Origin of the sequence: Pararobbsia alpina, assembly GCF_965118125.1 — a bacterium.
GTDB classification, from domain to species: Bacteria; Pseudomonadota; Gammaproteobacteria; order Burkholderiales; family Burkholderiaceae; genus Pararobbsia; species Pararobbsia alpina_A.
This window is the reverse complement of the sequence record NZ_OZ221288.1, coordinates 25,563-46,606: the sequence shown is the minus strand read 5'-3', so window position 1 is coordinate 46,606 and position 21,044 is coordinate 25,563. Positions and strand designations below refer to the sequence as shown.

Below are 21,044 nucleotides of genomic sequence, written 5' to 3'. Positions count from 1 at the left end.
ACCTGGCGGACGGCGGGTCCGCCAGGGGTACTTCACACACAAACCGTACGCGGGGCACGTACGGTCAGGCTCTGCACAAACTTACTTGAGCTCGGTCTTGGCCAGGGCTTCCATCTTCGCGGCGGCCTGCTCCGGGGTCATCGTCAGGCCGAACAGCGCCTGCGTCGTGTCCTTGTGCAGTTCGCCGAGTTGGGGCGGCAGCAGCTGGTCGTACCAGAGTTGCACGCTCGGTGCCTGTGCGACTTCGTCGAGCAGGTTGTTCACGATCGGCTCGTCACCGCGTGCACCCTTGATCGGGGGCACACGACCCGTTGCGATGTGATCCTTGACCGACTGCTCGTCGTCGAGCGTCTGGATCAGCTTGAACGCTGCGTCAGGGTTCTTGCAGCTCTTCGAGATGCTCCAGAAGTTGTCGCCGACCGTACCGATCACGTCCTTCGGATCACCCTTGCCGCCCGGCACCGTCGGGAACTCGAACGTACCGACCTTCTTGTAGAAGTCCGGGTTTTCGCTCTTGAACGCCGAGATTTCCCAGCTGCCGATCAGTTCCATCGCAGCCTTGTCTGCGTACAGCAGGCGGCGTTGCGCACCCGTGTCGTAGTCGAGACCGTTGAAGCCCGGCGCGAACGCGCCCATCTTCACGAGTTCTTGCAGACGCTTGCCGGCTTCGATGAACGTCGGGTCTTCGAAGCTGCCCTTGCGGCTCACGGCGTTGATGAACGGTTGCGGGCCGCCGATGCGATCAGCCAGCGTCATGAAGTACATCGAGCCGGTCCACTTGTTCTTGTTCGCCAGTGCGAACGGCGCGATGTTATGCGACTTGAGGACCTTGATGATGTTGACGAGGTCGTCCCACGTCTTCGGCGGCTGCAGGTTGTACTTCGCGAAGAGTTCCTTGTTATAGAAGATCGTCGCGATCGACGTGTTGTCCGCAGCAACGCCGTAGATCTTGCCGTCGAACGTGACGTTGGTCCACGACTGCGCGAGGAACTTGTTCTTGAATTCGGGGTTCTTGTCGAGGTACGGCGTCAGGTCGACGACCTGGCCCGACTTGACGTATTCATGCAGCACGCCGCCGCCCCAGCTTGCGAACACGCACGGCGGGTCGCCCGCGCCAAATGCGATCTTGAGCTTTGTCTTGTACGCGTCGTTAAGGGTGTGGACCGATTGAACGTCCGTGCCCGAATTTGCCGCCTTGAAGCGGGTGACGGCATCATCCACGGCCTTTTGCTCGGCCGGAACCGTCTTCAGGTCCCACTCGGTGATCGTGTCGGCGATCGAAGCAGTGGTCGTCGCGGCGAATGCGGCGAACACCGCGGCGGCGGCCAACGGTTTCAGAAATTGTTTCATGCCGTCTCCTGAACTATTTATTGATTTGATTGGCACTACACCCACTTGCCCTGCGCGCGGGATGCGCACACGGCGGCCGTGGCAAGCCTTTGAACCGGATGCTTTGAAGCTGCTGCTAAAGCGAATGCTTTGAAGCCGATGCTTTGAAACCCATGCTTTGAAGCTGATGCCTTGAACCTGATGCGCGCGGCATGAACGTTCAGGCGTTCCGATCGTTCATGCCCCTGCTTTCCGTCCTGCGGTGCGATCGACCGATTCAGGCCGACCGCATCACCCGCGTATGACTTATCAGCCGTACAGCGCTTGATTCACGACGCCTTCGAGGTATTCCTGACGGCCGCTGACGCCCGCCGGGTTCAGTTGCTGCTCGACTGCCACATTGCGCAGTGCTTCGAGCGACAGCTCGCCCTTCAGGATCTTCTGGCCGAGGTCACCGTTCCAGCCCTTGTAGCGCTCGTCCTTGAATGCTTGCAGACGGTCGTTTTCAATGAGCTTCGCTGCGCGCTCGACCGATGCTGCGAGCAGGTCGATGGCACCGATATGGCCGTGGAAAATGTCTTCCGCATCGATACTCTGACGGCGGACCTTCGCGTCGAAGTTGAAGCCGCCCGTCTTGAAGCCGCCGTGCTTGATGATTTCGTACAGCACGAGCGTGAGTTCTTCGCCGCTATTCGGGAACTGGTCCGTATCCCAGCCGTTTTGCTGATCGCCGCGGTTCGCGTCGATCGAGCCGAACGCGTCGAGTGCGAACGCCGTTGCAACTTCGTGATGGAACGAATGGCCGGCCAGCGTCGCGTGGTTCGCTTCGATGTTGACCTTGATTTCCTTCTCGAGGCCGTATTGCGTCAGGAAGCCATGGACCGTCGCGACGTCGAAGTCGTACTGATGCTTGGTCGGCTCCATCGGCTTCGGCTCGATCAGGATCGCGCCCTTGAAGCCGATCTTGTGCTTGTGATCGACGACCATGCGCAGGAAGCGCGCGAACTGTTCGCGTTCCTTGCGCAGTTCCGTGTTGAGCAGTGTGTCGTAGCCTTCGCGACCACCCCACAGCACGTAGTTTTCGCCGCCGAGCTCATGCGTCGCGTTCAGTGCGTGGAACACTTGCGTTGCCGCGTACGCGAAGATTTCCGGGTTCGGGTTGGTCGCCGCGCCGCCGAGGTAGCGTTTGTTCGAGAACAGGTTCGCCGTGCCCCACAGCAGCTTGACGCCGGTGTCCTGTTGCTTCTTCGCGAGCACGTCGGTGATGCGCTTGAAGTTCTCGACGTATTCCTTGATCGAGTCGCCTTCGGGCGCCACGTCGGTGTCGTGGAATGTGTAGTACGGCGTGCCGAGCTTCTGGAACAGCTCGAAGGCCACGTCGGCCTTTTCGTGCGCGAGTTGCATCGCGTCGACGCCCGCACGGTGCCACGGACGGTTGAACACCGGCTGACCGAAGATGTCGTTGCCTTGCCAGACAAACGTATGCCAGTAGCAGACCGCGAGGCGCAGATGCTCTTCGAGCGACTTGCCAAGAATCTTCTTCGACTTGTCGTAATGGCGGTACGCCAGCGGGTTGGTCGACTGGGGACCTTCGTACTTGACTGCGGGAATCTTGTCGAAATAACTCATGTGCGGAATGTGTCCGGTTACGCGGGGAATGCCGAATTGCTCGGGTGACACATGATGCAGCCCGCCGGATGCCGGCCGCAATTATGAAATTTGGTGGCGCTGGTAGTGTTTGTTAACTGTGCAGGTGCGCAATCGGACATCGGAAAAACCCTTATGCATCATGGCTCTGCACATACGCTGCAGTGCTTTTCCGGACGTTAGGGGAGATTGTTTAACGTTATCGCTAACGTTATGATCGGTCCACCTTTGAGGATCGATTGCCATGGAAAAGCCCCGAATCGTCGATGGCCCCGTGACGCTCGCGCATGTCGCCGAGCGGGCCGGGGTCTCGCAGATGACCGCCTCGCGCGCATTGAACGGCCGCAGCGGTGTGTCGGCGAAGACGCGTCGCGAAGTCGTTCGCATCGCCACGCAGCTCGGGTATCGGGTCAACATTGCGGCGCGCAAGCTTTCAAATGGCCGCAGCCGGATCATTGCGGTGCTCGCGCCGGACCTGACGAACCAGTTTATCGGGCAGTTGCTGATCGGCGCGGGCGAAGCCGCGCGCAAGGTCGACTATGAAATGCTCGTTTACACCCTGTTCGACGAAAGCCGGCGCAGTCACGACGAGGTGCTGCGCCTGCTTCAGCAATTTGCAGACGGCCTGATCGCGATTCTGCCGCGCGGGGCGACGGACTACGTGCAGGCGCTGTACGCGGCCAATATGCCGATCGTGATGCTCGATCACCGGGGTGAGTTTGCCAAGTTGCCCACGATTGCGTCGAATCATTACGAAGGGGCCACGATGGCGATGCAGCACCTGCTCGAACTCGGGCACTCGCGCATCGGCTTTCTGACCGGACCCGACGAACCGGGCGCCGCGGCCGACCGGCTGCTGGCCTATCACCACGTGCTCGCGCAGCACGGCATTCGCATCGATCCCCAGCTGATCTCGCAGGGCGATTTCACGCAACGTGGCGGTTTCGAGGCCGCGCGGCGCCTGCTGGCCCTCAAACGGCGTCCGACCGCGATCTTCGCGGTCAACGACATGGCGGCCTTCGGCGCACTCGATGCCATCAAGGACGCGGGGCTCAGCGTGCCGGGCGATATGTCCCTGATCGGCTTCGACGACATCCCCATGGCCGGGCAATCGCATCCGCCGCTGACGACGGTGCGGCAGCCGCTCGTCTGGATGGGCCGTTCGGCGGTCAATACGCTGCTTGCGCAGATCAACGGCATCGACGTCGCGTCACCGCGCGTGACCTTGCCGACCGAACTCGTGTTGCGGGGCAGCACGGCATCGGTTCGCGTCGGCGTGACCGGGTAACGGGGCCCGAGGTTCAGCCGACGCTCAGGCCGGCGAGTTGCGCGCGACCGGTGCGAAGTGCGCGCAGCATCATCCCGTCCTCGTTGGTGAGCCGCCCAGGAACACGACGTGCGGACACATCCAGGACCCACATGGGTCCGACCGTGCGGCCCCGTTCATCGCGCCACGCACATTGGCCGATATTTCGGGCCGCGCCGAAGCATACTGCGGCGCTGAGGTCCAGTATGGGTTCCATGGAAACGCACACTTCTCCCCCCAAGGCGGTGTTCACGCCCGCCCTCGCCCGCATCGTCGCCACGGTCAGCGTCGGCTTTGTCGTGACCCAGCTCGATGTGACGATCGTCAATATCGCGCTCGCGCGCATCGCGACCGACCTCGGTACAGCGGTTGACGGATTGCAGTGGATCGTCGACGCGTACACGCTCGCCTTTGCCGTGCTGATGCTGTCCGCGGGGGTGCTGGGTGACCGGCTCGGCGCCCGCCGCATGTTCGCGTCGGGCATTGCGTTATTTGCGCTCGCCTCGCTGGCCTGCGCCCTCGCAACCAACTCGACGACGCTCGTGGCCGCGCGTGCGTTGCAAGGCGTCGGCGCGGCGGCCATGCTGCCGAACTCGTTGTCGCTGCTGAACCATGCCTGCGCGCACGACCCGAAACTGCGTGCGCGTGCGGTCGGACTCTGGACCGCAACCGGGGCAGTGTCGATCGCCGCCGGCCCGGTGCTGGGCGGCCTGCTGATCGCGGCCTTCGGATGGCGCAGCATTTTCTTTGTGAATCTGCCGATCTGCGCAGCGGGTCTGCTGGCAACGATGCGGTGGATTCCTCGCGAGGATGCCGACCGTGAATCCCTGCATGACGTCGCGCGCCATGCAGCGGCGCGCACGCATGCACATGCCGGGCTGCAGACCGACGCGGAATCCAACGCACGGTCGAACGCGCAATCGAACCGGGCGGAAGCCCATGACAAGGCATCCGCGCCCGTACCCCGCGAACTCGCACGCGGCATCGACCTGCCCGGGCAGGCGCTTGCGATCATCGCATTGACGGCTTTTACGGGCGCTGCCATCGAGATGCGCCCGCTCGGCCTGGCCAATCCCTTCGTATGGGGCGGCTTCGCGCTCGCCGTGCTCGCCACGCTGGCCTTTGTCGCCATCGAGTCCCGCGTCGCCACACCGATGCTGCCGCTCAAGCTGTTTCGCATCCGCACGTTCAGCGCAGCTGTCTTGTTCGGCGTATGCGTCAACCTCACTTACTACGGCATGGTGTTCGTGTTGAGCCTGTTCCTGCAGCGCGTGCGCGGGTATTCGCCGCTTGGCGCCGGCCTTGCCTTTTTGCCGTTGACGGGTGGCTTTCTGATTTCGAACCTCGCGAGCGGTCCGGTCATCGCGCGCTTCGGTGCGCGCGTGCCGATGGTCCTGGGCGGCATCACGGGCACGATTGGCTATGCCTTGCTGCTGCACGTGGACGCGTCGACGTCGCTGCCCGGCATGTTGATCGCCTTTTTGCTGATCCCCTCCGGCATGGGTCTCGCCGTGCCCGCGATGACGACTGCCATTCTCGCCTCGGTCGAGAAACAGCGTGCGGGAACGGCATCGGCCGTGCTCAATACGGCGCGTCAGGCCGGCGGCGCGCTGGGCGTCGCTGCATTCGGCGCGCTCGTCGGCGGCTCCGCCCCCGAACACGTCGTTGAAGGGTTACATATCGCGACAACGGTCTGTGTGATTTTGCTGGCGACTGCAGCCGTTCTCGGTTGCCTGGTTCACCCGGAACCCCACGCACGCGGCGAGAACGCGCGCAAGCATACGCCGTCCCACCCGGAAACGGCGCGCAACCCGCTGCGATAACGGAACGCATCCACATTGACCCTGCGCGTTTTATCGCCTACATCTATTGAAACCGCGTGCATGCCCGGGATGATCCGCGGTATCCGGCAGCCGAGTTCCCTCCTGAGTTTTCTCCCGTCCGGGCTCTGACTCTCGAACGCTATGAGCATGTTGCGCATCGGGTTCGCGATTGCCGTCACGACGCTCGTCACCGCATGCGCGAGCCTGCCGCCGCTCTCAGGACGTACACCGAGCTACGCCGCTGACGACACGGCCAGCACGCGTCTGGGGAGTGCATTCCGCGAGAGCGAACAGGCCCATACCGGCGAGGATGCGTTCGCCTTGCTCCCGAATGCGGTCGACGCACTCGTTGCACGCGTGGTGCTCGCCGAGTCCGCCGATCGCACGCTCGATCTCCAGTACTACATCTGGCACGACGACCTGACCGGGCGCGAGCTCGGTGCGGCTGTCCTGCGCGCGGCGGATCGCGGCGTGCGTGTGCGTATCCTGCTCGACGACCTCGGCACGAATGCCGACGATCGACTGCTGCTGGCCCTCGATTCCCATCCCAATGTGCAGATCCGCTTGTTCAATCCTGTCGCGGATCGCACCTTTAAAAAGTTATCCGCGCTATTTCACTTCGCGCGCATCAATCGACGGATGCACAACAAGGCGATGATTGCCGACAATCAGGCGGCCATTCTTGGTGGTCGCAATATCGGCGACGAGTACTTCGGTGCGTCGACGACCGTGGCCTTCGGCGATCTCGACGTGCTCGTGCACGGGCCGGTCGTGCACGATGTGTCCGATAGTTTCGATGCGTTCTGGAATTCCGATTCGGCGTACCCGATTGCAACGCTGATCGGACACAAGGCCGACCCCGACGCCTTGCCTGCGGTGCGCAAGAAGCTCGACGAGTACCTCAAAAGCGAGCAAAACAGCGATTACATTGAGCACGCGAAGGACCGCATCGGCCCCTACCTGGCCAACGGGGCGACAGGGTATTCATGGGGCCACGCCGCGTTGTTGCACGATGATCCGGCCAAGGTCGAGCAGTCTCGCACCGAAACCGATACCCATCTGATGACGCAGTTTCGCGCCCTGATGCTTCAGCCGCGGCACGACATGCTCGTCGTATCGCCCTACTTCATTCCCGGTCAGGAAGGCGTGGCCTGGCTCAGCAAGCTCAGCCACGACGGTGTCAGCGTGAAGGTGCTGACCAACTCGCTTGCCTCGACCGACGTCGCGGCGGTGCATGCCGGATATCGACGCTATCGCGAGGCCCTGATCTCGGCGGGCGTGCATCTGTATGAACTTCGGCCGAACCCCGACGAGGGCCCCACGAAGAAATCGACCTTTGGTTCGTCGCGCGCCTCATTGCATGCGAAAACCTATGTCTTCGACCGTCAGATGATCTTTATCGGATCGATGAACCTCGATGCCCGCTCGATGGACCTCAATACGGAAATCGGCCTGTTGTGCGAGAGCCCCGATATTGCCGCGGAGGTCGCCGACGGCATCGGGTCGCAGCTCGACCGCCTTGCCTGGCGCGTCGAACTGCGACCCAGCGCGAACGGCACCCTGCACCCCGTGTGGCTGCAGACGGCGGCCGACGGCACGGTCATGCAATACGACTCGGAGCCGGAAGCGTCGTCGATGCGACGTCTTCAGGTCTGGTTCCTGGGTCTGCTGCCCATCGAGTCGCAGCTTTGAGCAATCTGACTCTTAACGTCCCGGTTTCGCGATGCACGCGCCATCGACCTTTACCACTTGCATCGCGACCATCCGGTCAGAAGCCAGGACGCGAGTCTGCGAGCGCGTGAGGCCCGCTATGCGACCGGCTCACGCCGAGACACTCAAACATCGTCCTCGACGCTGATCCGGCTCATATCGTTCTCGGTCCAGCGCGGCTCGGCGGTCGCCTTGGCCTGATCCTTGAACAGATCCTTGTACTGACGCGGCTGCGACCGCAGGTATTGCTTGGGCGCGCGCACTTGCGCGCCGAGCTGCGCGGCAGCGTGCCATGGCCAGCGCGGATCGTAGAGCACCGTGCGCGCAAGCGCGACGAGATCGGCGTCGCCGGTCGAAATGATCGATTCGGCCTGCTGCGGCTCGGTGATCAGACCTACTGCGACCACCGGTATCCCGACGGCTTGTTTGACGTCGCGCGCAAGCGGGACCTGGTAGCTCGGTCCCACGGGAATCTGCTGCTCCGGATGCAGACCGCCGCTCGAGACGTGAATCGCATCACACCCGTGCGCCTCGAGCGCCTGCGCGAACGCGATCGTCTGCCCGATATCCCAGCCTCCGTCGACCCAATCCGTACCTGACACGCGTACAGTCACCGACTTTTCCGAAGGAAAGGCCGCGCGTACCGCATCGAATACCTCGAGCGGGAAGCGCATGCGATTCTCGAGCGAGCCGCCATATTCGTCGTCACGCCGGTTCGATAGCGGAGACAGGAACTGGTGCAGCAGATAGCCGTGCGCGCCGTGAATCTGGACAACATCGATGCCCATACGCGCTGCCCGTTGTGCAGCCTGCGCGAACGCATCGCGAATCTTCTTCAGGCCATCACGATCGAGCGCGACCGGCGGGTTCTGTCCTTCGCTGAACGGCACCGCAGACGGTCCTTCGGTTTGCCAGCCATGCGCGTGCGCCGGCGCAATCTGCGCCCCGCCGGCCCATGGCACTTCGGTCGACGCCTTGCGGCCCGCGTGATTCAGTTGCACGGCGATGGGAATCGTCGACCAGCGGCGTACCGAAGCAATGGTTCTCGCCATCGCGGCCTCGGTCGCATCGTCATACAGGCCGACGTCGGCATACGTGATGCGCCCTTCGGGTAACACCGCGCTCGCCTCGATCGTCAGAAGTGCCGCGCCGGAGAGGGCAAGATGCCCGAGGTGGATTTCGTGCCAGTCGGTCATGCACCCGTCTTGCGCCGAGTACTGACACATCGGTGCAATCACGATCCGGTTTTCGAGCGTCATGTTGCGCACGCGCAGCGGCTTGAACAAGGCGGGTTGGGACACGGTGCACTCCTTTCTACGGTGGCCGCGCCGAGGCGCTGAGTCGACAACACACGCGTTCCACCCGGTTTTACGAAAGCGGCGCCCCCGCGCCACAGCGGCGGCCGCTCATCAAAGTCCGACGATGGTATCGCCAATCGCGGTTTCGAGTCGGGGCGGCACGTTCACGCCCACGCTTCGTTGGCGTTCTTCGCCTTTCGCCTGCCTTGTCACGCCATCGTGGTGCGCATCGATGTCTGCCTCGACGTCCCCGTTGTTGGCTTCGTCGACGTCCTCATTGGCGTCCTCATTGGCGTCATTCCATAGCGCACTCGTGATTTTGGCCGATTGTCCAATTTTGGCGCGGATGGGCTATGCTGCCGCCTATCCCCTCCTCGCTGAGCGTCCACGCACCCATGTCTGGCGCGCCCTACGTCAAAGGCCTCGACGACACCCTGGCCATCGATTCCGCTCCGGCGACCAGCGCCGGCTGCGCCGGTGTACGCCCCGAGGCGGCATTGCTCGATGCCGACGATCGCGTGCGCGCGCTCGAGGCACGGGTTGCCGAGTTGAGCGCGCGCCTGGCCCAGCACGTCGAAGAACTCACGGAGACGCAGCGCGCGTCCAGAACCGGCAGCTGGTACTGGAACGTGCGCACCGGCCATTCGCGCTGGTCCGCGCAGACCTACCAGTTGCTGGGTATCGTGGACATCACGGAACAACCGTCGTACGCGCGCTTTCTCGAGCGGGTTCATCCCGAAGATCGCGCTGCGCTGCACGACCTCACGATGAAGGCCGCCTCGCAAAGAATCGACGTCTCACAGGAATATCGCGTGATCCAGGAAGACGGAACCCTGCGCCACCTGCGCACGCTCGGTCATCCGAAATCGGATGCGAACGGCGAACTCGTCTATTTCGGCGCCGTCGTCGACATCACCGATACGCGCGTAGCCGAAGAGAAGCTCCGCGCGATCCAGGACGACTTTGCGCGCATGTCACGCCTGACGACGATGGGCGAACTGGCCGCATCGGTGGTTCATGAGGTCTCGCAGCCGCTCGCCGCCATCGCGACGCATGCCGCGAGCGGAGAACGCTGGCTCGACCGTGAGCAGCCTTCGATCGGCGAAGCCAAGGCCGCGTTCTCGCGCATCCTGCTCGACGGCACGCGTGCCGCGCGGGTACTCACGGGCTTGCGCGCGCTGATGGCGAAGACGAGCCCGGTGTTCGGCGAACTCGATATCGCCGGCGTCGTCGACGACGCTATCGCCATCCTCGGCCCCGAACTCCGCCGCAGCAACGTCCGGCTGCATACCCAGGTCGAATGCGGGCTGACCGTGCTCGGCGACCCGGTACAAATTCAGCAGGTGCTGCTGAATCTCTCGCTCAATGCGATCGATGCCATGAAGGGCGTTCGGGACCGTGCCCACAAACTGTCGCTGAGCGCCGACCGCCGCGAGGATGGTTGGGTACGCGTGCAGGTGACCGACACCGGCGGAGGGATCGACGCAGAGGCCAGCGCCAATATGTTCAAGTCGTTCTTCACCACCAAGCCGAATGGTCTCGGCATGGGACTCGCGATTTGCAAATCGATCGTCGACGCCCATCTCGGGCAGTTCGGCGTGCACGCGTCATCGGAACAAGGCACCACATTCGAGGTGGTGTTTCCGCCGGCGTGATTGCGGCCGGATGGCGGCCTTTGGTGCGGGTTTGATGTGTCCGTTGCGGCGCCAGTGTCGCAGCATTGACTCGGCTACCGGGCCTGCATTGCGGGCTTGTATTGCAGGCTTGTGTTGCGGGCTTGCAATGATGGCCAGTGCGACGAGCCCCCCAGGGTACTCGTCGCAGTGAACCTTCGGCGCCTGCCGGCAAGACGTCCCCGAGACAAGGCGCCTTTAGACGAAACGCTTAGAACCGGTCGCCGCCAAACAGATCCGGCAGCAGATGCGTGTTTTCCGCCCGCACCGAATTGAGCAGCTCCGGATCGAGCCCAAGCGCGCGCACGATCGTCGGCGCGACTTGCGTCGTCAGCACGGGATCATTGTTCGTGCGGCCGCGCGAGTGGCCGTCGAACGTCGACACGATCAGACCGAGATGGCCGTCGTCCGGTGCATTACCGCCGTGCTCTTCGTCCTTCGACGTGCTCGACGTGTAGATCACACCCGGATTCGGCTGCACGATGATGTCCGGCGTGCGGCCCTGAGCCGGATTACCGAACGCCTCGATCAAACGCTGACCCGACAGGATGTAAGCCCCCGGCTCATTGGCGCAGATACCGGGCGCGTTGCAGCTCAGGTTGGCCTTGAGCGTCGCGACGACGGCATCACGCTGGCTCTGGTCACGCAGCCAGATCAGGCCGACGTCGTCCGTCTGCACCATCCCTGTGTCGACCAGGCCCGTGCCGTCGTTGAGATTGCCCGACTTCGTTGCGAACTGGCCGAAATTGCCGTTCGGGTCGAGGTAGTTGTTAGCCTCGAGCAACTTGGTCAGCGTGTCGCCGTTCTTGACGAGCTTCGTGCGGTCGGTCGGGGACTGACCATGCTTGGCTGTCACGATCATCATCGTCGAGTCCGAGAGCCCGCGGTTCTTGATCTCAGCCACCATCTTGCCGATCGCGCCATCAACATAGGTGATCGCCGCTGCGACTTCCGGTCCCGGCGTAAAGCTCGCATCCAGATAGCCGCCGCCGCTCGCGACGGTCGCCTTTTGCGCGACGCTGAGCGTCTGGAAGTTCGTACCAAACACGGTCGGCACGCCAACGGTCTGCTTGCCCGTCGAGTCCTTGCCGTCGATTTCATCGATAATCGATTGCACGTGATAGTTATCGAACTTCTCGGTATGCGTGTAGCTGTCGAGGTAGTAGGTGCCCGTTGCCGGGTCGATCGAATTGATCTCGGTGCGCGACAGATCGTCGACACCCTTGCCTGACGGACCGTTGACCCAGTCATAACCCCACGCGTGCTTGTCGGCCCAGGCCGTGCGCGAGTCGTGGATGTTTTCCTTGACGACTTCAAAGACCGTGTTGGTCTTTATATAGTTGTGCGGATAGACCGGCACACATGCGCCATGGATCTTTGCGTGCGGAATGGCTTGCGGATTGAACTTGCCACCGCCGTCGAGGTGAATCAGCGCGCCGCCGTTTTCCCCATCGATGCCCGTCGTTTCGTCGAACACCACGTTCCAGCCCTGCTTGCCCGAGCAGGTCGGATCGGTCGGCGCGTACAACGTGCGGTCATAGGACACATCGTAGAAGAGGCCGGCCGACCGCGGCGAGCCGCCGGTCAGCAACGCTGCGAGGCCCGGGAATGAATCCGACAGGCCTGGCGTATGCGCGTTCGTGTAGTTCACGCCCGACTGCGCGAGCAATGCAATGTTCGGACACGTGTTGGCGCCGATACAGCGCGCGACATCCTGTTCGTGCATGCCGTCGACACTGATCAGCAGCACATGCTTGATTTCGTGACGATCGTGACCGCGGTCATGATCCCGATCGTTGTCCGCGTGTGCAGCCGCGGCGGACAATACCATCGACCCTGCGACTGCGCTTGTGCTTACCCACTTGCCGAGACGTCTCATCGTTCACCTCATGGGATAGTGATTTTGAATACGATCTGTTACAGCAGCGGGTACTCTGCGCGTCGATTACGACGAAAAAATGAAATCGTACATTCTGTTTCATTCACAAAGGACAACGAATCGAATGGCTTTCGATATTGAATCCAATGAAAGGAATGCGTTTTTGAAGAGGGTTTCTTTGAGTTGGCGAATTGAGTCAAAAACCCCTTAAAACAAGGTGCTTACCATGGGCTTGCAACTGGGTGTGCGTCCGGTTTGCATTAGGGCGTGCGGTACACATAGATCCGCCTTCCGGTGTTCGGTGACATATCGAGTACCATGTATCGCTTGCGCAGTGTCGAACAGTGTTGAGGCCGCCCCGATCATGGGCAGCGTCACCCACTTGTCGAGTGCCTGAGTCCGTCGTTGCTACCCGATACCCCAAGCCCGATACCCTCTCCATCATGAGCCTCTCCCCCTTCCACCTGGCCATTCCCGTCTACGACCTTCCTGCAGCACGTGACTTTTATGGCCGCGTGTTCGGTCTTGAAGAAGGACGCTCGAGCAAGCAGTGGGTCGACTTCGATTTCTATGGGCACCAGCTCGTGATCCACGAGCATCCGAAGACCGCTTCGCAAGAAAGCGTGCACAGCAATCCCGTCGACGGGCACGACGTGCCGGTTCCGCATTTCGGCATCGTGCTCGAATGGGCGCAATGGGAAGCGCTCGCCGAACGTCTGAAGTCGTTCGGCACACAGTTCGCAATCGAACCGTATATCCGCTTTCAGGGACAGGTCGGCGAACAGGCGACGATGTTCCTGTTCGACCCGTGCGGCAACGCGCTCGAATTCAAGGCGTTCAAGGATATCGGCCAGCTGTTTGCCAAGTGACGGTGTAGCGCGGCCAACGACTACTTGGCCGCCGTCTCGCCATTCGCATGCCGGACGACTTCGTCCGAGATCTTCTGCGCGGTGTCGACAATCGTCTTGTGTTCGTCGCCCTTGGCCAGCACGAATTTGGCCGCAGCCACATAGGGGTTGAGCGTGACGGCTGCACCCGGCTTGTGCTCGCTCGATTGTCCTTCGATCGTTTGATACAGCGGCGCCGGCGCATTCGCCGCCACATTGTCGATCGCCACCGCGACCTCAATCGTATTCTGGCCGGCGCCGAAGCCAACGACCGCGCGCTTGACCCGATTGCCTTCGTCGACGCTCAGAAACACGCCACGCACGAGCCAGCCCTGCGCCGGCGGAGGGTCACCGGCGTTCACATGGCGTGCGTCGAACCCGGCCTTGGTCAGATCGGACATCAGCTGAGCCGATAGCGCGCTCACAATGTGCTGCGCATGCGCTTGTGGATCGTTCGACTCCGACTGCGATCCGCGCAAGGGACGCAGGCCCTGCAACAACCCTCTCGCGCGATCGACGCGATTTTCATCCGGCTTGACGTCTGCCGCATCGAGTTCGAAGTCCGTGACGTAGACCACGGGCCGAGCCGCCACTGACTGCGCCCGCGGCGCGACCGTCCATAGCGAGCACACCACCATCAAGAAGACCGATGCACGACTCCACTTCGCTCGTCCTTTCATGGGCTGCTCCAATGGGCTCGCCTGGATGCACGCGATTGTAGCGGAGCGCGGCAAACGTGGACGCCCGGCAAAACGCGGTGGACGCGCGGCAAAGTTGCGAGCGGCGATTCACCATATCCGGACGTTTGAGCAGAAACGCGCGACGCTCGGGCAAGGCGCAAGCCCGATCCCTCAAGCATAGTGCCCTCAAGGCAGTGCGGAAGTACGCAGTACCGCCGAGTCAACCCGAATCTCTCGCAGCACTCGATCCCTATCTTTGCCGCGCTTTCCGATAAGTCGACGGCGAACGGTTGCCCGATGTCGGACCGCGATGCAGTGTCGTTCAGCGGCGGCCCCGAGTTTCTGCGATGCGCGAACAAAGGAGCCTGTCCATGCGCCCATTGCGAAACACATCGACCTGTCGGACTGCATACGCATTCGTACTCTGCAGCGGATCCATCGTGCTGCCTTCGATGATCGCGTTCGTCTTGTTGCGCATGCATGCACGGCTCGACTGGGAGGTCTGGCTGATCGTTTTCCATCAGCACTATGATGAGCACGAGCGCGCCCTGCGAGAGTTCGGCACGGCGATGTCGACGTGGCGCGCACTACGCGTTCGCGCCTCGTGCGATCCGTTCATCTGGAACGCGGCACTGCGTCGATGGTCACTCACTTTCGTGAGACGCGTCGCGCGGCCTCAAGCCTGACCGTCGAATGCAACCGCTTGTACATCGCCGCCTGCCCGGCTATGCCGTTTGCGCCACCCCGCCGGCGGCACGCCGAATTCGCGCTTGAACGCGCGGTGAAACGCCGACTCGGACTCGTATCCGACTTGCTCGGCAATCGCCGCCACGGGTTTGCTGCCATGTGCGAGTTCCTGTGCCGCGACGTTCAGCCGCCAATAGGACAGGTACTGCATCGGCGGCTTCCCTAGCAAGTCATTGAAGCGTTGCGCGAACGCGGATCTCGACAGGCCGACTTCGCGCGCGAGCTCGTCGACCGTCCAGCAACGAGCGGGTGCAGCATGCAGCATCGTCAACGCACGCCCGACGAAGCGGTCTCTGACGCCAGCGAGCCAGCCTTTCTGGTCGGCGGGCAGCACATCGATGTAGCGTCTCACGGCCCAGACAAATAAGAGTTCCGACAACCGCGACAAGATCATCGTACTGCCCGCTTGCCATTCAGCGGCCTCGAGCGCCGCGAAGCGCAGCGACGATTCGAGCCATGCCGACTGCGCATCGTGGCGGACATCGACCTTGAACAGTCGCGGCAATGAAGCGAGAACCGGGTTGGTGGTCGTGTCGTCGCAGGCCAGGAAACCGCAGAGCAGACGCGTCGGCGCACCGCCGCCGCCGTGCGTCAGTCTCATGATGTCACCGGGCTTGCTGTTCAGTTGCGTCGCGAGAAGCTCACCCGCCGGGACAGGGTCGATATCGAGCGTGCTGCCCATGACATGCGCCTCGCCCTGCGGCACGACGAGCAGGTCGCCCGCATTCAGGCAGATCGCGGAATCCTCGCGACCGGGAATCTGCGCCCAGCATGTGCCTTCGGTCACCAGGTGATACGAGACGACACGTTCCGAACGCGGCAAATACATCGAGCACAGCGCGCCGTCCGTCTGTCCGAGCAGGCACCACGGCGCCGTCATCTCCGCATGCAGATACACGGCCCCGCCGAGGCGCACTACACGTAGCACATCCGACACCGCATCCATATACGCCGCCTGTTGATTCGGCACACACGAAACCCGCCCGGCGTCGCCCGCGTCGCGCGCCGGCGATGAAATGCCCGACTTGTCGACCTGGCCAACAAAGCCCGCAAGGCCGATGAAAGGATACTCCGCTGCGAATTAAACGACTCGCGAACGAGGTGGGCCTTGATGGCTTGATTATTCGGTGACGTTTGAAAGTCCTTGTACGTTCAGCCCAATTCTCGAAAGCGGTCGATAAATCGACAATTTCCTCACCGGCCCACTAAGCGCTGCACGGGCCCACCTTCGAAACCAGGTACCCCGTTCGGGTACCACCATCGACGCCCAGGCGTCCCGAGGAAATCATCATGTCGACCACCGATCTGCTTTCCGCTCAATCCACTGAACGTCAGACGAACGAACAAGCAAGCCGTCGCGCGTTTCTGACCCGCGCCGGCGCCAGCGCAGGTGCACTCGCAGTCGGTGCCATGCTCGCAGGTCAGGCTAGCGCGCAATCCAGCACGCAATCGAACGCCGCCGGTGCGCAATCGAATGGCAGCGCAGCCGCAGGCGTGTCGCCGAACCAGGGAGCGTTCTGGCCCAACGGTGCGCGGCTCGTCGTCTCGATCTCCATGCAGTTCGAGGCAGGTGGCCAGCCTGCCAAAGGCGCGGACAACCCGTTTCCGAAGGTCGACTTTCCGGCCAGCGTACCTGCCGATCTTGCTGCTCAGACGTGGTTCGCCTACGGCTATCGCGAGGGTATTCCCCGCATGCTCGATCTCTGGGATCGACATGGCGTGAAAGTCACGACACACATGATCGGCGAGGCCGCAAAGGCACACCCCGACATCGCCCGTCAAATCGTGGCTCGTGGCCACGAAGTATCAGGACACGGCCCGCGCTGGAGTTCTCAATATGCAATGACGCGTGCCCAGGAAAAGGAGTTTCTGATCCAGGCGATGACGATGATCGAGGACGTGACCGGCCAGCGTCCGATTGGTTTCAACGCGAACTGGCTGCGCCGCGGCCCGAATACGCTGCCTTTGCTTCAGGAGCTCGGCTACGTCTATCACATCGACGACCTGCGCCACGACGAGCCCTTTATTGAAACGGTCAACGGCAAGGACTTTGCCGTCGTGCCCTATACGCTGCGCAATAACGACATCCTGCTGGTCGAAGGCCGCAACTATTCGCCGGGCAAGTTCCTCGATCAGATCAAGCTCGAGTTCGACCAGCTGTACGAGGAAGGCGGTTCGCGCCGCCGCATGATGTCGATCAGCGCACACGACCGTATCAGCGGCACGCCGCAGATGACACGTGCATGGGACGAGTTCCTGCTCTATGCGAAGAGCCATCCGGATGTCGCGTTCATGCGCAAGGACGACATCGCGCACTACGCGCTTCAAAGCCCGCTGACGTTGCGTGAAACGGAAACCATCTGATCGTCGGCCTCAGGCTCCCGACTTCAAAAGTAGTACAGGGCGCGATGGCGCCCTGTACTACTTTGTCGCGACGCCACTCGCGACGTCACAACGCCCTGCCGCGCTCATGGCGAATCGAAATACGGTGCAAGCCCTTCGACTTCCTTTGCAAAGCGCTCGCCCAGAAAGTCCAGCAACGCGCGTACGCGCGGCGCCATGAATTGACTGCGCTGGAACAGCGCGTTGACAGGCACATCGGGGCAGCGCCAGTCCGGCAACATGTGCATGAGCCTTCCGGCCTTCAAGTCGTCACCGACATCCCAGACAGACTTCATCACCATGCCGTATCCGTCGATGGCCCATTCGCGGGCCACGGCGCCGTCATTGGTCTCACGGGCTTGCGCGGGCGGTGCGAGGAAATCGACCGTCTCGTCACCTCGCGTGAATCGCCATCCATTCGCCACGCCCGAAGACGAAGACAACAGGACGAAACGATGGTGTTCGAGCGTGCCCGGATGGTCAGGTACACCGTGCTGCTTGATATAGGAAGGCGAGGCACACAAGATGCGCCGATTGGGCGCAAGCGGTTTGGCGATCATCGAACTGTCTTCCGGTACGCCGAAGCGAATGGCCAGATCGATATCGTCGTGAAGCAGGCGCGAGAGATTGTCGGAGAGATTCAACGCGATGCTGACGTTGGGATGGGCCTCGTTGAACGCATCGAGCCAATGGCGCAGCACATGGCGGCCAAAATCCGAGGTCGCCGAGACACGCAGCTTGCCGCTGACGTCAGCACGACCCTCTTGCAGCGCAGCGCGCGCATCGTCGAGCGATTGCAGTGCGTGCTGGCAGTGCGCCAGGTAGATGCGGCCTTCTTCAGTCAGGCGCAGTTTGCGTGTCGTGCGCTCGAAGAGTCGCGCACTCAGCGATTCCTCGAGTTTGACAAGGCGCGCGCTCGCAGCCGCAGGCGACAGACCAAGCTTGCGGCCTGCCGCCGATAAACTGCCGAGGCTTGCCGCCTCCACAAACAATCGAATATCACCAAGGTTGTCCATTTTTCGCTGGCCAGATTTCACTGGAGCGAAATGTTACCGCGCCGCGATCCGATGATCAGACCTCGAAAGCGTCCTCCGCCGCGGACCTGATGTGAATTCCGGTGACGAACTCGATGTTGACGCCCGCTCCGATCGACACGAACAGCTGCACCTCCTGAGACAGCGGAACGACAGCAGTGTCGTAGGGCGTATTGGACCGATGAAGCCGATCGACCAGTGCGCCCCACTCGTTCGCATCATCGATGCGCAATGCAATGTGATCGATACGCGGTGCGCACAGGCCCGGGGTGGCCGCAACCGTTGCCTGCGTGACATGGATCGCCGGGCGTCCGCCGAGATAGAGCCAGAAGCCGTCTACCCGGAAGGGTGGCCGCGGCCCCGCGTGAAGACCGGCGACGTCTTCGAAGAAACGGCGCGTTCCCTCGATATCGTCGGTGACGATGGTTGCATGATCCAGTTGCATGACACGCCTCAGTTGCGCTTGGTCGCGCTCGGTTGCTTGAAACTAAGGCGATTGTCCGCGCGCGCGCGGCACCTGAGAATGGGTCCTGGCGTTGAAGGATCTTCAACGCGAACAAGACAATGCACCGCGAAGATGGCTATCAAAGCCAGTTGTTCGAGGGTAACCACCGTTCTCCCGCCACCGACAGCGATGTGCAACGTCTTCGCCGTGTTCGACAGGCTCAGGTCGCCGCGACAACGAATCCCTCGCCGCTGGCCGGCTTCAATCCATCGGAACGCCCGGAGAAATATCGGTGTGCGATATCCGCAGATGACACATACGCAGCCTCTTTGAAGCCGCACTCGCGCGCGAGGGACATCATCTCCTCGGGCCGAAAGAAACTCATGAATGGTGTGCCCGCGGCTCGCGCACGTGCGTATACGGCCTCGTGCTGTGCACGGTCCTGCGAATCCTCGATCAGGTCGAGGGGCAACAAGAACGTCATGGCGAAAGTCGAGCCCGGCGCGAGCGTCGAGGTCTGACGCAGCGTCGCCGCGATCGCGTCGCGGCTCAGATACATCGACACCCCGGTCGAGGCGACGATCGAGGGCCGACGTACGTCGAACCCCGCTGCCTGCAGCTGCGACCACCACGTGCCGCTCACTTCGAAATCCACAGGCACGAAGTGCAACCCCTCGGGCATGCCAAGCCCGAGCTCGATCAGGCGCTCGCGCTTCCATTGCTGCGGTCCGGCCTGGTCCGCTTCATAGATCTGCATGCGCGAAGCGACATCGGGCCGGCGCAGTGCAAAGGTATCGAGTCCCGCGCCCAGGATCACGTACTGGTCGACACCACGTTGATCGTGCCCGGCGACCGCATCGTCGATCCAGCGTGCCCGCCCGACGATCGACGCGCGATAGCCCGCCGTGCCCTGCGGATGCATATCGGGCCGTTCGCGCCAGCTTGCATCCGGTGCGATCAGCTTGAGTCCGATCGCATCGTCAAACACCGGAGGCTGCGAATCGACCTCGAGGTGCAGCGCGCGCCATAACGCCACTCTCACCGCCGTGCTCTCCGGCGCGACGCTCTGCCCGACTTCCATGCTGTTCATCGTGTTCCTTGTGTCTCCCGAGTGTGATCGGCCCGACCCATCAGGTTGGTGTCATCGCGCTGGCATCACGTCGACACCACGCTGACGGTCACGGTACTTCGCGGGCGGCGCACCGCAGGCGCGCGTAAAGAATCGGGTAAAGGCCGTCGTCGATCCGAATCCCACGCGTTCGCTGATCTCGCTGATCGGCATTTGCGTGTGCGCAAGCAGGTCTCTTGCCTCCTGCACGCGCGTCTGCGCAAGTACATCGCTAAAGGTCACCTGCTCGGCCGCCAGCTTGCGCTGCAACGTCCACCGCGTCAACGACAGGCGTTCGCATACGAGCGCCTGCAGGCTTCGCGATTCGATCGCATCGATATGCTCCCGCAGCACGTCGCGCAGACACCGTTCGACGGTCGGCGCAAACATCGCGCGCGCCCGGATCTGCTGCTGCATCCGGTCCGCCGCGAAAAGATGAATCGTTGCCAGCGGCGCGTTGAACACCTCGAAGGGTCGATCAAGGACTTCCGAGTCCAGCACGAGCCGGTTCGATCCCTGGCGGGTTTTCACATGCAGGCCGAATACGGGATCGAATGCAGCACCCGTCACATCGTCCGGGTCCGTCACGCCGACCTCGCGCACCGCCATGTCCGGGTCGTACATTCGCGCGATGCTCGTCAGCAGCGCAAAGTTACCCAGCGCGCTCGACGCATCCCGCTCCTCGCCTTCGAGTACATAGTCGAACGCCATGCGATCGGCGTCTTCGTGTGCAACCAGCCAATCCACATTGCCGATCAGATCGCGATAGGCAATGAAGCGGCGAAGCGCGTCACGCAGGGTCGGGCTATTGCACACGACACCTGCCAGTTCCGGGAAAGGTAACAGCAGTTGCGACACATCCCCCGGCGGCGCCTCGCCACGACCGAAGCACCGGCTCGCGACGCGCAACATGGCGAGATGCTTGTCGCCAGGCACGCGTGCATCCGGAGCGGCAAGATCGACCTCATCGATGCCGATCTGCCGAGTCAATTCTGCGCGGTCGAGCCCGTGACGCTCCGCTGCATCGAGCAACAGCCGATAGATGCGTGCCGACACCGATTTCTGCCGCAAGTCCATGTTGTCTCCACCTTCTCCA

General features: G+C 62.4%; 18 protein-coding genes. 7 read left to right on the top strand and 11 right to left on the bottom strand.

Annotated features, from left to right (window positions below):
* Nucleotides 1-81: 81 nt before the first annotated feature.
* Together ACMFWR_RS18730 and xylA are read right to left on the bottom strand one after the other, a co-directional pair.
* Nucleotides 82-1,350: an extracellular solute-binding protein gene (locus ACMFWR_RS18730; RefSeq protein ID WP_413196198.1), complete on the bottom strand. Its 1,269-nt coding sequence runs from the start codon at nt 1,348-1,350 to the stop codon at nt 82-84.
* Between the two features lie 288 nt (nt 1,351-1,638).
* Complete coding sequence (gene xylA / locus ACMFWR_RS18725; protein WP_413196197.1) at nt 1,639-2,958, bottom strand: xylose isomerase; 1,320 nt, start codon at nt 2,956-2,958, stop codon at nt 1,639-1,641.
* Nucleotides 2,959-3,220: 262 nt separating this feature from the next.
* Between xylA and ACMFWR_RS18720 the strand changes: the two genes are divergently transcribed.
* Complete coding sequence (locus tag ACMFWR_RS18720; protein ID WP_413196196.1) at nt 3,221-4,264, top strand: LacI family DNA-binding transcriptional regulator; 1,044 nt, start codon at nt 3,221-3,223, stop codon at nt 4,262-4,264.
* Nucleotides 4,265-4,277: 13 nt separating this feature from the next.
* On the opposite strand, the gene ACMFWR_RS18715 is transcribed toward ACMFWR_RS18720, so the two are convergent.
* Nucleotides 4,278-4,499 (bottom strand): hypothetical protein, encoded by a 222-nt coding sequence (locus ACMFWR_RS18715; RefSeq protein ID WP_413196195.1) that lies wholly within the window; start codon nt 4,497-4,499, stop codon nt 4,278-4,280.
* Between ACMFWR_RS18715 and ACMFWR_RS18710 the strand changes: the two genes are divergently transcribed.
* Both ACMFWR_RS18710 and ACMFWR_RS18705 read left to right on the top strand, forming a co-directional pair.
* Nucleotides 4,489-6,105, top strand: coding sequence for an MFS transporter (locus tag ACMFWR_RS18710; protein WP_413196194.1), 1,617 nt, complete (start codon nt 4,489-4,491; stop codon nt 6,103-6,105). The two genes, ACMFWR_RS18715 and ACMFWR_RS18710, sit on opposite strands and share 11 nt — an antisense overlap.
* Nucleotides 6,106-6,246: 141 nt before the next feature.
* Nucleotides 6,247-7,797: a phospholipase D family protein gene (locus tag ACMFWR_RS18705; RefSeq protein WP_413196193.1), complete on the top strand. Its 1,551-nt coding sequence runs from the start codon at nt 6,247-6,249 to the stop codon at nt 7,795-7,797.
* A gap of 143 nt (nt 7,798-7,940) precedes the next feature.
* Here the strand turns inward: ACMFWR_RS18705 and ACMFWR_RS18700 are convergent, their stop codons facing one another.
* A complete protein-coding gene (locus ACMFWR_RS18700; RefSeq protein WP_413196192.1) occupies nt 7,941-9,116 on the bottom strand; it encodes an NADH:flavin oxidoreductase/NADH oxidase in 1,176 nt (391 codons plus the stop codon).
* Between the two features lie 350 nt (nt 9,117-9,466).
* Here ACMFWR_RS18700 and ACMFWR_RS18695 point away from each other — a divergent pair, with 350 nt between their 5' ends.
* Nucleotides 9,467-10,768: a sensor histidine kinase gene (locus ACMFWR_RS18695; protein WP_413196191.1), complete on the top strand. Its 1,302-nt coding sequence runs from the start codon at nt 9,467-9,469 to the stop codon at nt 10,766-10,768.
* Between the two features lie 229 nt (nt 10,769-10,997).
* Here the strand turns inward: ACMFWR_RS18695 and ACMFWR_RS18690 are convergent, their stop codons facing one another.
* A complete protein-coding gene (locus ACMFWR_RS18690; protein WP_413196190.1) occupies nt 10,998-12,665 on the bottom strand; it encodes an alkaline phosphatase family protein in 1,668 nt (555 codons plus the stop codon).
* A 443-nt stretch (nt 12,666-13,108) separates the two neighbouring features.
* Here ACMFWR_RS18690 and ACMFWR_RS18685 point away from each other — a divergent pair, with 443 nt between their 5' ends.
* The gene (locus tag ACMFWR_RS18685; protein ID WP_413196189.1) at nt 13,109-13,534 is read left to right on the top strand and encodes a VOC family protein; all 426 of its coding nucleotides are present in this window, start codon (nt 13,109-13,111) and stop codon (nt 13,532-13,534) included.
* Between the two features lie 20 nt (nt 13,535-13,554).
* On the opposite strand, the gene ACMFWR_RS18680 is transcribed toward ACMFWR_RS18685, so the two are convergent.
* Nucleotides 13,555-14,232, bottom strand: coding sequence for a DUF4410 domain-containing protein (locus ACMFWR_RS18680; RefSeq protein ID WP_413196188.1), 678 nt, complete (start codon nt 14,230-14,232; stop codon nt 13,555-13,557).
* Nucleotides 14,233-14,672: 440 nt separating this feature from the next.
* Between ACMFWR_RS18680 and ACMFWR_RS18675 the strand changes: the two genes are divergently transcribed.
* Entirely contained in the window at nt 14,673-14,918 is a 246-nt protein-coding gene (locus ACMFWR_RS18675) for a hypothetical protein (RefSeq protein ID WP_413196187.1), read from the top strand.
* Here ACMFWR_RS18675 and ACMFWR_RS18670 read toward each other — a convergent pair.
* On the bottom strand, nt 14,909-15,925 hold the full coding sequence (locus tag ACMFWR_RS18670; protein ID WP_413197394.1) for an AraC family transcriptional regulator: 1,017 nt from the start codon (nt 15,923-15,925) through the stop codon (nt 14,909-14,911). The genes ACMFWR_RS18675 and ACMFWR_RS18670 overlap by 10 nt on opposite strands.
* A 344-nt stretch (nt 15,926-16,269) precedes the next feature.
* Here ACMFWR_RS18670 and ACMFWR_RS18665 point away from each other — a divergent pair, with 344 nt between their 5' ends.
* A complete protein-coding gene (locus ACMFWR_RS18665; RefSeq protein WP_413196186.1) occupies nt 16,270-17,343 on the top strand; it encodes a polysaccharide deacetylase family protein in 1,074 nt (357 codons plus the stop codon).
* A 104-nt stretch (nt 17,344-17,447) separates the two neighbouring features.
* Here ACMFWR_RS18665 and ACMFWR_RS18660 read toward each other — a convergent pair whose 3' ends face one another.
* The 4 genes from ACMFWR_RS18660 to ACMFWR_RS18645 form a co-directional block, all read right to left on the bottom strand.
* Nucleotides 17,448-18,377, bottom strand: coding sequence for a LysR family transcriptional regulator (locus tag ACMFWR_RS18660; RefSeq protein WP_413196185.1), 930 nt, complete (start codon nt 18,375-18,377; stop codon nt 17,448-17,450).
* 55 nt (nt 18,378-18,432) lie between these two features.
* The gene (locus ACMFWR_RS18655; protein ID WP_413196184.1) at nt 18,433-18,840 is read right to left on the bottom strand and encodes a VOC family protein; all 408 of its coding nucleotides are present in this window, start codon (nt 18,838-18,840) and stop codon (nt 18,433-18,435) included.
* 220 nt (nt 18,841-19,060) lie between these two features.
* Nucleotides 19,061-19,921 (bottom strand): class I SAM-dependent methyltransferase, encoded by an 861-nt coding sequence (locus ACMFWR_RS18650; protein WP_413197393.1) that lies wholly within the window; start codon nt 19,919-19,921, stop codon nt 19,061-19,063.
* 60 nt (nt 19,922-19,981) lie between these two features.
* Complete coding sequence (locus tag ACMFWR_RS18645) at nt 19,982-21,025, bottom strand: helix-turn-helix domain-containing protein (protein ID WP_413196183.1); 1,044 nt, start codon at nt 21,023-21,025, stop codon at nt 19,982-19,984.
* Between the last annotated feature and the right edge of the window lie 19 nt (nt 21,026-21,044).